At 62.0% G+C, this 13738-nt stretch carries 14 protein-coding genes; 6 read left to right on the top strand and 8 right to left on the bottom strand.

The features are described 5' to 3' along the window. Positions 1-166: 166 nt before the first annotated feature. A complete protein-coding gene (locus tag MOV76_RS34485) occupies positions 167-1327 on the bottom strand; it encodes an aminodeoxychorismate synthase component I (protein ID WP_247266217.1) in 1161 nt (386 codons plus the stop codon). Positions 1328-1421: 94 nt separating this feature from the next. Continuing rightward, positions 1422-3278: a M3 family oligoendopeptidase gene (locus MOV76_RS34480; RefSeq protein WP_018445975.1), complete on the bottom strand. Its 1857-nt coding sequence runs from the start codon at positions 3276-3278 to the stop codon at positions 1422-1424. A 310-nt stretch (positions 3279-3588) separates the two neighbouring features. Between MOV76_RS34480 and MOV76_RS34475 the strand changes: the two genes are divergently transcribed. Together MOV76_RS34475 and MOV76_RS34470 are read left to right on the top strand one after the other, a co-directional pair. Further along, a complete protein-coding gene (locus MOV76_RS34475) occupies positions 3589-5133 on the top strand; it encodes a sigma-54 dependent transcriptional regulator (protein WP_018243519.1) in 1545 nt (514 codons plus the stop codon). 178 nt (positions 5134-5311) lie between these two features. Next, positions 5312-7159 carry a DUF882 domain-containing protein gene (locus MOV76_RS34470; protein WP_247266216.1) on the top strand — a complete coding sequence of 616 codons (1848 nt, stop codon included), beginning with the start codon at positions 5312-5314 and terminating at the stop codon, positions 7157-7159. A 161-nt stretch (positions 7160-7320) separates the two neighbouring features. Here the strand turns inward: MOV76_RS34470 and MOV76_RS34465 are convergent, their stop codons facing one another. The 3 genes from MOV76_RS34465 to MOV76_RS34455 form a co-directional block, all read right to left on the bottom strand. Next, entirely contained in the window at positions 7321-7584 is a 264-nt protein-coding gene (locus MOV76_RS34465; protein WP_008533181.1) for a DUF2312 domain-containing protein, read from the bottom strand. A gap of 91 nt (positions 7585-7675) precedes the next feature. Beyond that, on the bottom strand, positions 7676-7981 hold the full coding sequence (locus tag MOV76_RS34460) for a DUF1244 domain-containing protein (protein ID WP_003582233.1): 306 nt from the start codon (positions 7979-7981) through the stop codon (positions 7676-7678). 15 nt (positions 7982-7996) lie between these two features. Beyond that, a complete protein-coding gene (locus tag MOV76_RS34455; protein WP_247266218.1) occupies positions 7997-8785 on the bottom strand; it encodes an N-formylglutamate amidohydrolase in 789 nt (262 codons plus the stop codon). Between the two features lie 201 nt (positions 8786-8986). On the opposite strand from MOV76_RS34455, the gene MOV76_RS34450 reads away from it, so the two are divergent. The 3 genes from MOV76_RS34450 to MOV76_RS34440 all read left to right on the top strand — a co-directional run bounded on the left by MOV76_RS34450 (position 8987) and on the right by MOV76_RS34440 (position 11686). Next, positions 8987-9472 (top strand): DUF1036 domain-containing protein, encoded by a 486-nt coding sequence (locus MOV76_RS34450; RefSeq protein WP_017967841.1) that lies wholly within the window; start codon positions 8987-8989, stop codon positions 9470-9472. Next, positions 9472-10911 carry a pyruvate kinase gene (gene pyk, locus MOV76_RS34445; RefSeq protein ID WP_018243516.1) on the top strand — a complete coding sequence of 480 codons (1440 nt, stop codon included), beginning with the start codon at positions 9472-9474 and terminating at the stop codon, positions 10909-10911. Before MOV76_RS34450 ends, pyk begins: the two co-directional genes overlap by 1 nt. 139 nt (positions 10912-11050) lie before the next feature. Continuing rightward, a complete protein-coding gene (locus MOV76_RS34440; protein ID WP_247266215.1) occupies positions 11051-11686 on the top strand; it encodes a LysE family translocator in 636 nt (211 codons plus the stop codon). Positions 11687-11688: 2 nt separating this feature from the next. Here MOV76_RS34440 and MOV76_RS34435 read toward each other — a convergent pair whose 3' ends face one another. The 3 genes from MOV76_RS34435 to MOV76_RS34425 are packed head-to-tail and all read right to left on the bottom strand — an operon-like array spanning position 11689 to position 13063. Beyond that, entirely contained in the window at positions 11689-12246 is a 558-nt protein-coding gene (locus tag MOV76_RS34435) for a DUF4865 family protein (RefSeq protein WP_247266214.1), read from the bottom strand. Continuing rightward, a complete protein-coding gene (locus MOV76_RS34430) occupies positions 12243-12647 on the bottom strand; it encodes a cupin domain-containing protein (protein WP_182565050.1) in 405 nt (134 codons plus the stop codon). Before MOV76_RS34430 ends, MOV76_RS34435 begins: the two co-directional genes overlap by 4 nt. Then, positions 12644-13063, bottom strand: coding sequence for a tautomerase family protein (locus tag MOV76_RS34425; RefSeq protein ID WP_047623116.1), 420 nt, complete (start codon positions 13061-13063; stop codon positions 12644-12646). The genes MOV76_RS34430 and MOV76_RS34425 overlap by 4 nt, the downstream gene beginning before the upstream one ends. 117 nt (positions 13064-13180) lie before the next feature. Between MOV76_RS34425 and MOV76_RS34420 the strand changes: the two genes are divergently transcribed. Further along, positions 13181-13738: LysR family transcriptional regulator (locus tag MOV76_RS34420; RefSeq protein WP_247266213.1), on the top strand; the 558-nt coding region annotated here is incomplete at its 3' end.

The following is a 13738-nucleotide window of genomic DNA, read 5'->3' as shown; positions in this document are numbered from 1 at the left end:
GGACCGGCAGCACCCGCAACGGCTTCGTCGAGCTTGGCCGCTGCCTCGATCGGCTGCGGGAAGCCAAGGCGACGGGCGGAGCGGGACAGCCGGGCGAGATGCAGCCGCAGCCGAATGAAGCCCTCGCCGGGCTGCCAGCGCAGCGTCTCGATCAGCGAAAAATCGATCATCGCGCAATCCATTGGTCGCCGACGGCGAAGCGGGCCTTGAGCAGGCATTCCTCATATTCGGCCTCGGCGGTGGAATCGAAGACGATGCCGCCGCCGACATTGAAGACGGCCCTGCCGCCCTCAAAAAGCGTGATGGTGCGGATGGCGACGGAAAAACGCATGGCGCCGGTGGGCGAGATCATGCCGATCGCGCCGCAATAGGCGTCGCGTGGGACATCCTCGAGCGCATGGAGAATTTCCATTGCCCGCATCTTCGGCGCGCCGGTGATCGAACCGCAGGGGAAGAGCGCGGAGAAGATGTCATGGATCGAAAGATCGGGGCGGAGCCTTGCCTGCACATGGCTCACCATCTGGTGGACGGTCGGATAGGTCTCGATGTCGAAGAGCTTCGGGACGTCAAGCGTGCCGACCTCGGTGATGCGGGAGATATCGTTGCGCAGGAGATCGACGATCATGCGGTTTTCCGCTTGCGTCTTGATATCGCGGCGCATGGCCTCGATGATTTCGGCATCCTCGGCGGCAGTCGCGCCACGTTTCGCCGTGCCCTTCATCGGATGGGTCTCGATCCAGCCCTCTTCATCGGTGCGGAAAAAAAGCTCGGGCGACCGCGAAAGGATGACGGGACCGCCGAGATCGACCAGCGCGCCGTATTTGACCGGCTGGCGTTCGATCAGCGACCAGAAGGCGGCCCGGGGATCACCGTTCCAGCGGGCCTCGACCGGCATGGTGAGGTTCGCCTGATAGGCGTCGCCGAGCCGCAGGTGCTTATGGAGGCGGTCGAAGCGCTCCTTATATATCGGGAAATCCCAGGCGGCTTTCGGAGCGGTGAGAAATTCCTCGTTTTCGGGGCGCTGTTTTGGCTGGGCAAGCGGATGAGCATCCGGCTGTGGAGCGTCGAACACACCGAAACAGAGCAGCGGGGTTTCGCGATGTTCCCCGGCGAAGGGAGCGAGTTTCTCTTCGAAGAGGTATCCGGCCTCATAGGCCATGTAGCCGGCAAGCCATTTGCCTGCGGCCTTGGCCTGCTCCATCCTGATAAGGCCTGCAAAGAACTCGGCGCGCGTCCTGGCAAGGATGATCTCTGCCGGCTCGGCGAAAAGCATCACCTGTCCGGTCGCGTCGTCGCGGAACAGAATATAGGGTTGGGTTTCGGCCATCGGCGGCGTCTTTCTTGGAGCGCGACCTCCCTGGTCCGCCAGCCGGCGCCTCTCCCCGCTTGCGGGAAGAGGTTTGGCGTGGGGACAGGGCTGATCAGGCCGCTCGGTCCAACGCTTCCAACTCGTCGATCAGCCCTTCGATCATCGACAGGCCCTGGCTCCAGAACGACGGATCGGTGGCGTCGAGGCCGAAAGGCTTCAGCAGTTCCGAGTGATGTTTGGTGCCGCCGGCCCTCAGCAGTTCGAAATACTTCTCCTGGAAGCCCTTCTCGGCCTTCTGGTAGACGGCATAGAGCGAATTCACCAGGCAATCGCCGAAGGCATAGGCGTAGACGTAGAAGGGCGAGTGGATGAAGTGGGGGATATAGGCCCAATAGGTCTCATATCCCTCGGAAATGCTGATCGCCGGCCCAAGGCTTTCCGATTGAACAGAGAGCCAGAGTTCACCGATGTCGTCAGCTGTGAGTTCACCTGATTTGCGGGCGGTGTGGAGCTTGCGCTCGAATTCGTAGAAGGCGATCTGGCGCACGACCGTGTTGATCATGTCCTCGACCTTCTGGGCAAGCATCGCCTTGCGCTCGCGCGTGTCGGTGGTCTTTTGCAGAAGCGCGCGGAAGGTCAGCATCTCGCCGAAGACGGACGCGGTTTCGGCAAGCGTCAGCGGCGTCTGGCACATCAGCGCCCCTTGCGCGCCGGCGAGAACCTGATGCACGCCGTGCCCGAGTTCGTGGGCGAGCGTCATCACGTCGCGCGGCTTGCCCATATAATTGACGAGCACATAAGGATGGGCCGAGGGAACCGTCGGATGGGCGAAGGCGCCGGGCGCCTTGCCGGGACGGACCGGGGCGTCGATCCACTGTTCGTCGAAGAAGCGCCTGGCGATATCAGCCATCTCCGGCGCGAAATTGCCGTAGGCCGACAGCACCGTGTCCTTTGCCTCCGGCCAGGAGATGATGGCGCTGGAGGTTTCCGGAAGGGGCGCGTTGCGGTCCCAGAAATTCATCTGCTCCATGCCGAGCCATTTCGCCTTCATCTTGTAATAGCGATGCGAAAGGCGGGGATAGGCTTCGCGGACGGCCGCGGCCAGCGCATCGACGACCTCGCGCTCGACGCGGTTTGCCAAGTGGCGGCTGTCGGCGATGTCCTCGAAGCCGCGCCAGCGGTCGGCGATCTCCTTGTCCTTGGCGAGCGTGTTGGTGATCAGCGTGAAGGTGCGGATATTCGCCTTGAAGGTTTCGGCGAGCGCCATGGCTGCCTTGCGTCGCGCCTCAGGATCCTTTTCCTGCAGCCTGTTCAGCGCCACTTCGAGCGGCACTTTCTCGCCATCGATGTCGTAGCGAAGTTCCGCCATGGTTTCGTCGAAGAGGCGGTTGAAGGCGGCGGCCGATGTCATCGACTTCTCGAGGAAGAGCTGTTCCAGCCTGTCGTCGAGCTGGTAGGGCTTGTCCTTCCTGAGGTCGAGCAGCCAAGGACGATAGTGCCCGGCGGCGGGATCATTCGCCATGCAGGCGTCGATCACCGCGTCGTCGATGCGGTTCAGTTCCAGTGCGAAGAACAGGAGATGGCCGGAAAATTCGGTGATCTTGGCCTGTACGTCGCCGTAGAGCTTGCCGTTTATCGGGTTGGTGGTATCGGAGAAATAGGTGAGGCCGGCAAAGGAACCGAGGCGGCCGATGATGTCGTCCAGCGCCTCATATTCCTTCAGGGCCGCGCCGATGCCCTCAGCGCCGGTCTTCGTCGCCGCCTCAGTGAGTTTGCCCTTCCACTTTTCTTCAAAGGCGATTGCGGCCTTGCCGGCCTTTTCCATGTCGGCGACGAAGGCGGTGGAGGTAGCGGAGGGATAAAGATCCTGCAGCTTCCAGACCGGCAGATCGCCGAGCGCCGGGTCGGCGGCCCCAGCCGGTGCTGCTGCCGACAAATGAAGGCCGGCATGCGGGAGCGTGATTTTCATGGGCGCAATTCCTCTCCACTTTCATAACAGGTCTGATTGTCTAGCGCATCGGCCCGAAAATCGGAATCGATTTTCGGAAAGCATGATGCGTTGATTGAAAGTGTTACAGCGACCTTTGCGCGTCTGAAAGACGCGCGGCGCTGTCAGCGTGCCAAGGCCCGGCATCGCGGGGCTTTCGGTGCATGAAAAGGCTCGCTTCGGCACGAAAACGACCCGTTGCAATTGTTAAAATGCAATTGTTTCTCAAAACTGGATGTTCAAGCCTTCCTGTCAGAGTGCGCTTTATGGTTTCGCATGAAGTGAGGCGACAATGACCGGTTACAATGAGCTCAAGGGAGCAGGGCAAATCCTCGTGGTCGAAGACGACCCCGTGCAGCGCCGCCTGCTCAAGAACGCAATCGAGCGTCACGGCCATGTCGTGCACCAGGCGGAAAACGGCCGCATCGGCCTGGAAATGGTCAAACGCGACAGCGGCCTTTTCAATGTCATCGTGCTCGACCTGATGATGCCGGAGATGACCGGCCTCGAATTCCTCGACGCGCTTCACGAATTCGGCACGCAGATCCCCGTCATCGTACAGACGGGGCAGGGCGGCATCGAGACTGTGGTGCAGGCGATGCGCGCCGGCGCCTTCGATTTCGTCGTCAAGCCGGTCTCGCCCGAACGCATCGCCACGTCGATCTCGAACGCGATGAAGCTCGACCAGCGCGAGGTGAAGGCGCGGGCCGGACGCCGGTCGCGCTCAGGCTCCGTCGGCTTCGACGATATCGTCTCGGCAAGCCCGGCGATGCTCCGGGTTATTGATCTCGCTCAGCGGGCGGCTCAGTCCAACATCCCCGTCGTGCTCGAAGGCGAATCCGGCGTCGGCAAGGAGTTGGTGGCGCGGGCCATCCAGTCCGGCGGCGACCGCTCGAACAAGCCCTTCGTCACCGTCAATTGCGGGGCGATCCCACATAATCTGGTCGAGAGCATTCTCTTCGGTCACGAGAAGGGCGCGTTTACCGGCGCGACCGAGCGCCACATCGGCAAATTCATGGAAGCCGACGGCGGCACCATCTTCCTCGACGAAATCGGCGACCTGCCGCTCGAGGTGCAGGTGAAGCTCTTGCGTGCCGTGCAGCAGGGCGAGATCGAGACCGTCGGTGCCCGCACCGCACACAAGGTCAATGTCCGACTGATCTCGGCGACCAACAAGGATCTGATTGAGGAGGTCAAGAACGGCCATTTCCGCGAGGATCTCTATTATCGCCTCAACGTCTTCCCGATCACCATTCCGGCGCTGCGCAAACGCAAGGAAGACATTCCGCATCTCGTGCGCGTCTTTGCCGACCGCTTCTCCAGCGAGCAGAAGAGTGGCCGCCGCATGACGGTGAATGCCGGCACGCTGGCTTTGCTGACCGCCTATGACTGGCCGGGCAATATCCGACAGCTCGAAAACGCGATCTTCCGCGCGGTCGTTCTGGCCGAAGGGCCGGAGCTGACCGAGGCTGATTTCCCGCAGATCGCTGCCCAGCTTCCGGAATATGACGTGGTGGATCATCTGGCGCTCGTTGCCGACAATACCGGCCTCGATCCCGACAATGGCTATGGTGAGGACTTCAGGGCGTCGATGTCGGGAGAGGTGCACCACCGCCTGTCCGAAGTATCGGAAAACGCGATCGCCAGCGTCAATCCTGCCGGAGACGTGCGTAGGCTGGCCGATGTCGAGGAGGAACTTATCCGATTCGCACTCAAATTCTATCGCGGACAGATGAGTCAAGTAGCGCGCAAGCTTGGTATCGGCCGATCCACACTTTATCGCAAGCTCAAGGATTACGGCATAGACCCTGACAATCCCCAGAAAGATGCGGCTTAAGCGCTTTTCGTTAAGATTAAGGCAACCACGTTTTGTTACTAGTCATAAACCACTTGTTAGTGGTGCGTTCACTATGTAAAGAAAAGGTTGATCATGTGTGGCATTTTTGCCATCGTGTGACCGCATTTGACAGTCATCTGAGACAGTACGGGACATTGTCTGTCTGACGGGGATCGAGTTGCCGAATCTGAATGGGAATTCCAAGCCTTCGCGCTTGAGCTGGCGTTTGTTGTGCGCCGACATTTGCGGAAAGGCAATAAGGACGGTAGCGGCCGCCCTTCTTGCGCTCGCGGTTTCCTCACCGGTATTCGTTGGTACGCCTTCGCAGGCAGCGGGCGACACCCGCAGTCTCAAGCTCTATTTCATTCATACCGGCGAAAAAGCCGTCATCACCTACAAGCGTAATGGCAAGTTCGACCCCAAGGGTCTGGAGCAGCTGAACCGCTTCCTGCGCGACTGGCGCAAGAACCAGCCGACGAAGATGGATCCGCGCCTGTTCGACCTGATCTGGGAAGTCTATCGCCAGAGCGGTTCGAGGGACTACATCAATGTCGTCTGCGGTTTCCGTTCGCCGGGAACCAACGAGATGCTACGCGGCCGCTCACGCAATTCCGGTGTCGCCGAAAAGAGCCAGCATATGCTTGGCAAGGCGATGGACTTCTTCATTCCCGACGTCAAGCTGGCGACGTTGCGCGGCATCGGTATGAAGATGCAGGTCGGGGGCGTTGGCTTCTATCCGAAGTCGGGCTCGCCCTTCGTGCATATGGATGTCGGCGGCGTTCGCGCCTGGCCACGCATGAGCCGCGACGAGCTGGTTCGGCTTTTCCCCAACGGCAACACCATTCATATTCCGGCTGACGGCAAGCCGTTGCCGGGCTACCAGCAGGCGATGGCCGATTATAAGCGCCGCGCCAGCGGCACGCAGATCCAGATCGCCAGCGCTTCCGAATCGGAATCGCCGAAGCACAAGACGCTGTTTGAAGCGCTCTTTGGCGGCGGAGCGGACGAGCAGGAAGACGAGTCGGACGATTCCACGCCTGTTGCAGTTGCCAAGGCGACGCCGCCGAAGGCCGAGCCCGCCCCGGCCGAGCCGCAGCCGACCGAGGTCGCCGATCTGAATGCGCCGGTGCCGCAGGTTCGCCCGGCATTCAGCAACCAGCCGGCAGGCAGCGAAGTGGCGAGTGCGCTCGTCGCGCCGCCTTCGGGTAATGCTGCCCAGCAGGCTCTTGCGGCGGCCCTTCCGGCCGATCAGGCTCAGCCGCAGCAGTTCGCCGATCTTAGCGCCTACAGCATTCCGGTTCCCTCGCTTCTCGGCCCGCGCCGCGCGCCTGGCGACGCCGAGGTCGCGTCGACCGATCCCGTGCTGACGGGCGCGAATGGACTGCCGGTTCCGACGCCGATCGAGCGTCCCTCCGTTGCCGAGAACCTTCTTGCTGCGGCCGATGCCGATCCGGAGGCAGAGGCCGACGAAGCCGATCAGGACGCACTGTCTCCTGCCGTGGCCGACGCGCTCGACCAGCAGCGGAACGAACGGGAAAGCCAGATCGCATCGAAGGCGCCACCGGTCACGGTGGAGCAGGCGATCAACGCTGCGATGACGCAAAAGACGCCTGCCGCAAAGCCGCCGCTCGAGCTCGCAGCATTGGCACCGATGACCAAATCGGCAAGCTTTGGCGACAGCTTCGACGAGCCGGCTGCCGAAAGCGCCGTGGCGCAGGGGCTTCCCGCCAAGGGTGGTCGCCCGACGCAGAAGGAAGCCGCGGCAGCGGATGCCAGCCGCACGACGGTACGCACCGAGCCGAAGCTGACGGAAAAGATGATCTCGCAGTGGGCGCTCACCAATGCCCGCCTGGAAATGGCCTCGAAGCAGGTCAAGGCGCCGCGGTTCGTCAGCCAGACGATGCGGGCCCAGCCGACCGCCGTCTATGCCGAGGGCTTCAACATCAAGACCGCTTCGGTCGACCCGGCTCGCTTCAGCGGCACGGCTGTGAACTTCATGGAAGTGCGCAAGTTCAACACGAACTGAACCTGCCGATTACTGAATATCGAAAACCGCCGGAGCGATCCGGCGGTTTTTCTTTTTGCTGTTTCGATCCGGCAAGGTCGCCGCTTGGCCAAGCGTGTTCTACGCAAAAGAAAAGCCGCCGAAAGGCTCGGCGGCTTGTCGATATCGGCGATGTCGGCGGATCAGCCTTCCGGCGGCGCCTCGATCATGCCGAGCGCGTGCAGGTAGGTGTCGAGAATTGCTTCCTCTTCCATGCGCTCCTGCTCGTCCTTCTTGCGCAGCGCCACGACCTTCTTCAGGATCTTGGTATCGAAGCCCATTCCCTTGGCTTCGCCATAGACGTCCTTGATGTCGTCGGCGATGGTCTTCTTTTCTTCTTCCAGCCGTTCAATGCGCTCGATGAAAGCGCGAAGCTGATCGCGGGCGACGCCATGAGCATCAGACATCGTGTTCTCCTGATTTTTCGGTGATCAATTTTGGATGCCAGTGACTGCCGCGAAGCGGCGTCGTGGTCAAGCCTGTTCGCGGCCAGCCAAGCTATTTGTGTGGATTGTTCAGTTCAAAAGCAGCCTTTTGCACAGGCGAGGCCTCGTTCTGGTGAAGATTCTTCCAGTCCTCATAGGGCATGCCATAGACCATCTCGCGCGATTCGTCCCTGGTCACCGGGACACCTTCGGCCTCGGCGGCTTCGCGATACCAGTTCGACAGGCAGTTGCGGCAGAAGCCGGCCAGATTCATCAGATCGATGTTCTGAACGTCGCTGCGTTCGCGAAGATGTGCGACGAGGCGGCGGAAGGCGGCAGCTTCGAATTCGGTCTGTTGTTCCTTGCTGAGCGCGGTCATCTTGCTTCCTTTCGTTCAATAGGGGCCGGTGCGCGATAGGTGAACGTCGTATCCGTGCAAGGCGGGATCGGCATTCATCGCCGCAAAGATCGGCGCCAGGCGTTCGGCCCATGCCGATATGCCGGTCTCGTCTGCGATCAGATCCTGGCGCACCTCGAGCAGCGCATGCGGAATGCCGGTGATCATGCAGTGACGGTACATGGTATCGCCCTTCAGCGCGCCGTCATAGGGTTCGTTGTCGCCGACGGCGAGATCGGGATCGGCGCGCAGCATGTCGAGCAGCGGGCCGACGGCGCGATGGTCGCTATCCCAGAGCACGGCGGCGTGCCAGGGACGGGCAATACCTTTCCAGGCCGGCGTGAAGGAGTGCAGCGACAGCACCAGCGGCGCCCTGCCGGTGGCATTCGCCACTCTGTCGATCGTGGCGGCCACGGCGTCGTGATAGGGGCGATGGAAGGTTTCGATGCGGTAGTCCGATTCCTGCGGCGTGATCGGATGATTGCCTGATATGACGGCGCCGTCTGAAATTTTCATGATCAGCGTCGGATCGTCTTCGCCGCGGTTCGGGTCGATCAGCAGGCGCGAAAAACCGCCGAGCACGGCGGGAACGCCGAGTTTTGCCGAAAGCTGCCGCGTGAGGCCCTCGATACCGATGTCATAGGCAATGTGGCGGGCGAAGGCCGCGTCGGGCAGTCCGAGCCGGCCATATCGCGCGGGAAGGCGGTTCATCGCGTGATCTGCGAGGATCACCATGCCTTTGTCATGTTTACCGGATAGGATTTCGAAAGATTGGAAGTCGTCCATCAGGGAGTTGCCGTTCGTCATTGCGCCGCCAGGCGCAGTGATCGCATGCGCCTGCGGCAGGTTCAAGCGCGGCAGGTGGGGAGAGGTTGCGCCCGACCCTCGACGGGTGGTTATGAAAGGAAATATAATCGATTAGCATTGCGTTGACTTTCGCTTGACGGCGGCGCAAGAAGACACGGATACGAATAACCGTGGAGCTATTTGGGAGCCGTGTTGATCCAAGCCGCGCCAAGTTTCCTCACGCGGTCCGGACCGCTGGTCCGTCTCGCTCTGTTCGCTCTTGCAGCCGCCATGCCGTTTTTCATCGCAGACGCCGCACGCGCCGATTTTCGCGTCTGCAACGGAACACAGAATCTCGTCGGCGTCGCGATCGGATACCGGGCCAAGGATGGCTGGGTGACTGAGGGCTGGTGGCAGGTGCCGGCAACGACCTGCGCCACGCTGATCGAGGGAGAATTGCAGTCGCGCTATTACTACCTCTATGCAGAGGACGCCGCCCGGGGAGGACGATGGACGGGTGACGTGCAGATGTGCGTGGCGGAAAACGAATTCAAAATCACGGGTGTGCAGGACTGTTATGCCCGCGGTTACCAGAAGATGGGATTCAAGGAATATGATACGGGCCGCCAGGGTAGCTGGATGGTTCAGCTCTCCGACACCCCAGGGACGCAAGAAAGCCAGAATTGATGAAGCGTAATCGCAAAGTTAAAATCCTCGCCACCCTCGGGCCAGCCTCCTCCGAGGAATCGATGATCGAGAAGCTGCACCAGGCCGGTGCCGATGTCTTCCGCATCAATATGAGCCATGCGAGCCACGACCTGATGCGTACGCTTATCCAGCGCATTCGCTCGGTCGAGGCGCGCTCCGGCCGGCCGATCGGCATTCTCGCCGACCTGCAGGGACCGAAACTGCGTGTCGGCAAGTTCGTCGACAGCAAGGTCGACCTGAAGCCCGGCCAGACCTTCACGCTCGACAACAACGAAGCGCTCGGCGACCAGAACCGCGTCTATCTGCCGCACCCCGAGATCCTCGAGTCGGTCCAGCCCGGCCACCGTCTGCTGATCGATGACGGCAAGCTCGCCCTGCGCGCAGAAAAATGCGACGGCAAGAGCATCGTCACCACTGTTATTTCAGGCACGCGCATCTCCGACCGCAAGGGCGTCAGCCTTCCCGATACGCTGCTCGGCGTCGGCGCATTGACGGATAAGGACCGCGCCGACCTCGATGCGGTGCTCGCCACCGACGATGTCGACTGGGTGGCGCTTTCCTTCGTCCAGCGTCCCGACGACCTTGCCGAAGTGCGCAAGATCGCCCGTGGCCGTGTCGGCCTGATGTCGAAGATTGAAAAGCCGCAGGCTCTTGAGCGCATCGAGGAAATCATCGAGCTTTCCGACGCATTGATGGTCGCCCGCGGCGATCTCGGCGTCGAAATGCCGCTGGAATCGGTTCCCGGCATCCAGAAGCAGCTGATCCGTGCCTGCCGCCGTTCGGGCAAGCCGGTGGTCGTCGCCACGCAGATGCTGGAATCGATGATCTCAGCGCCGGTGCCGACACGCGCCGAAGTTTCCGACGTCGCGACCGCCGTCTTCGAAGGTGCGGATGCCGTCATGCTCTCGGCCGAGTCGGCCTCGGGCGATTATCCCGTCGAAGCTGTCGCGACGATGGCGTCGATTGCCACTGCCATCGAGCGCGAGCCGCATTATCCCGGCATCATCTATGCCCAGCGTGCCCAGCCGGAAGCGACCGGTGCCGATGCAATCTCGCTTGCTGCCCGTCAGATCGCCGAGACGCTGAAGCTGTCGGCGATCGTCTGTTACACTTCGTCGGGTACGACGGGCCTTCGCGCCTCGCGTGAGCGTCCGCAGGTGCCGATCCTGGCGCTGTCGCCGATCATCAAGACGGCACGCCGCCTTGCCGTCGTCTGGGGCCTGCATTGCGTGGTCACCCATGACGCGACCGATCTCGACGACATGGTCAACCGCGCCTGCCGCATCGTCGCGGACGAAGGCTTCGGCAAGCCGGGCGATCGCATCATCATCTCGGCCGGCGTGCCGCTCGGCACGCCCGGTGCCACCAACATGATCCGCATTGCCTATATCGGCTCCGACGGCCAGAGCGGCGTCTGATCCAATCGTATGCCTTGGAAAGCCCGCTGCCTGAAGAGGCGGCGGGCTTTTTCGTTGACGGGTCGGCATTGCCAAGCTTGGCGGCGCATGCAAGTTTCGGCCCCTGGAGCAGGACATGCTCTGGGTTCGGAGGAGCATCATGGATATCGTCACGCTTCTGGCTTTTGCAGCCGTTTCCTTTGTCGGCATCGCGACGCCGGGGCCAACGGTGCTGCTTGCGCTGACCAATGGTTCTCGGCATGGCCTGCGCCGCGCAGTTGCCGGCATGATCGGCGCGGTGCTGTCCGATTTCGTGCTGATCGGCGCCGTCGCGATCGGACTCGGTGCGCTGCTCGCTGCGTCGGAATTCTGGTTCTCGATGCTGAAATGGGCAGGTGCTGCCTATCTCGCCTTTCTCGGCATCATGCTGCTGCGTTCGAAGGGCACGATCGATGCGGCGTTGAAGTCCGGAGCGCCTGCGGGTGCGACTTCGCCCTTCTCGATCGGGCTGAAGAGTTTCATGGTCGCGGCGACCAATCCGAAGGGCTACTTGTTCTTTTCGGCCTTCCTGCCGCAGTTCATCGACCCGAGCCTGCCGCAGGCAACGCAATATGCGCTGCTTGCGCTGGTCTTTGCCGTGCTCGATTTCCTCATCATGTTCGCCTACGCCTTCTTCGGTTCGCAGGCGGTACGGTTCCTCAAGACCTCAGGCGCCATGTGGCTGGAGCGGGCCTGCGGTGGCGCGCTACTGGCGCTTGCCGGCTCGCTGGCATTGTATCGCCGGGCAACCGTCTGAGTTCAGGGTCGAGCCAGGGATAGGTGGCCGACGCGATAGGCCTGCGTGCGCTCGCCGATCTCGGGAATTTCTCGCCACAGTCTGAAGCACACCCGCGTCCAGGTGGTCGGTTCGAAGCCGGAGACGGAGGCGAGCGCGTCGCCTGTCGCAACGTCGGCACCAGCCTGCGCGCTTTCGGCGCGGCGGATATCGGCGAGCGGCGCATAAGGCTCTGTCTGCAGGACATCGCGTGTGGCGAACTTGGCTGAGGCGATATCAGCTGAGATTTCTGCCTGCCAGACGATCCAAGTCCTCACCTGTGGCCAGCCGAAGGCGCTGGTGAGAGCCTCGAAACCTGGGCCGCAGAGGAAGTCGCTTGCTCCTTCCGGCCTCTGCCAGAGATAGAAGGGCGCATAGAGATTGTCGTGGCTGCCGAACTCTCCCTTGCGGGCGCTGAGATAGGCTTTGAAACCGAGATTGGGAAAGCCGTCGAGCAACGGACCCTTGTCGCGGATGCGGCGGTCGATGATCGACATGTCGTAGTCGGCGGGCAGGGTGAAGCTGTACTGCATGGTGATCATGACTGTCCCTCCACCGGTTGCAGCCATTCGACGACGCTGCCGTTTTCCGTCGGCTGGACGCTGATATAGCTGAAGGGGCTGTCATCGGCGGCGCCATGCCAGTGACGCTCGCCGGGCGCAAACCAGACGGCATCGCCGGCGCGCAATGCTTCGATCGGGCCGCCGTCATTCTGCGCCAACCCATGGCCCGAAAGCACATAGAGCAACTGGCCTCTGGGATGCGTGTGCCAGCGGGTGATGGTGCCGGGATCGAGCGCGGCGCGCATTGCGGTGTTCTCGCCATCGGCGCGGCCTTCGAGCAGCATCTCGACCCAGAAGGGCGCAGTCGCGACGCCCTCCGGCGAGCGGATTGCCTTGCCGGGGCGCCTGATGGTCATGGTCTTCGGGTTCGAAGCGCTCATTGCCGGCCTCCAGCCACACGAAGCCGCCAGTCTGGGTCGGTCATCTGGGCAATGCCGTCGCCGAAGGACCAGTCTTCCGGCGCGCTGGTGCTGATGACGATCATCACATCCTCAGGCCGGAGGCCCGGCGATTGCGCCAAGAGATCGGCGAGCCGCCGATAGAGCGCCGCCTTCATCTCGCCGGTGCGAGGCCTGCCGATCGTGATCGAGATATAGACGAAATCGTCCGAGCGCGGGCCGGCGAGATAGCTGCGATCGAAGATCAGCTCGTTGTCGTCATGCTGATGAATGGCCTGGAAGCGGTCGTTTTCGGGCACGTCGAAGGTCTCGACCAGGGCGCGCTGGATGTTGTCGGCCAGCGCCATGAGGTAGTCCGGCGACTTGCCTCTGCGAAGGGAAATGCGAACGAAGGGCATCGGGATCTCCATGGTTCAGGCCGTCCGTCGGCCTTGACAGCTGAACCATTGCACGGCACGATGATGCCGAAAATCAGAATTTTAAGAACTAATGATCCTGAAATATGGGATTATGTAATGCGACGGACGATCTTCGATCTCGATGTGCTTCGAACCTTTTCGACCGGCATGGAACTCGGCAATTTCGCCAAGGCGGCCGAGCGGCTCGGGCGTTCGACCTCGGCAGTGAGTGCGCAGCTGAAGAAGCTGGAGGAACAGGCGGGCACGCCGATCTTCCGCAAGGTGGGTCGCGGGCTGGCGCTGACCGATGCCGGCGAGACGATGCTCGGTTATGCCAGGCGGCTGCTGGAGCTCAACGACGAGGCGGCTGCGGCCGTGCACAGCGTCAAACTGGAAGGCTGGGTGCGGCTCGGCCTGCAGGAGGATTTCGGTGAGACCCTGCTGCCCGATGTGCTCGGCCGCTTCGCGCGAGCCCATCCGAAGGTCCGGATCGAAGCGCGGGTGGTGCGCAATGCCGAACTGCTCGAGCGCGTCACATCAGGCAAGCTCGATCTGGCGCTTGCCTGGAGCGATGGCACGCTGACGGCGCATTGCGAGCGGATCGGCGAAGTGCCGATGCGCTGGATCGGACCTGCCGAGGGGCAGCCGGGCTGGCAAGCCGCAAGCGGCGAGCCG

This window comes from Rhizobium sp. PRIMUS64 (assembly GCF_023006465.1).
GTDB lineage: Bacteria > Pseudomonadota > Alphaproteobacteria > Rhizobiales > Rhizobiaceae > Rhizobium > Rhizobium leguminosarum.
The sequence above is the reverse complement of the archived record's forward strand: the minus strand, read 5'-3'. Positions and strand labels throughout refer to the sequence as shown.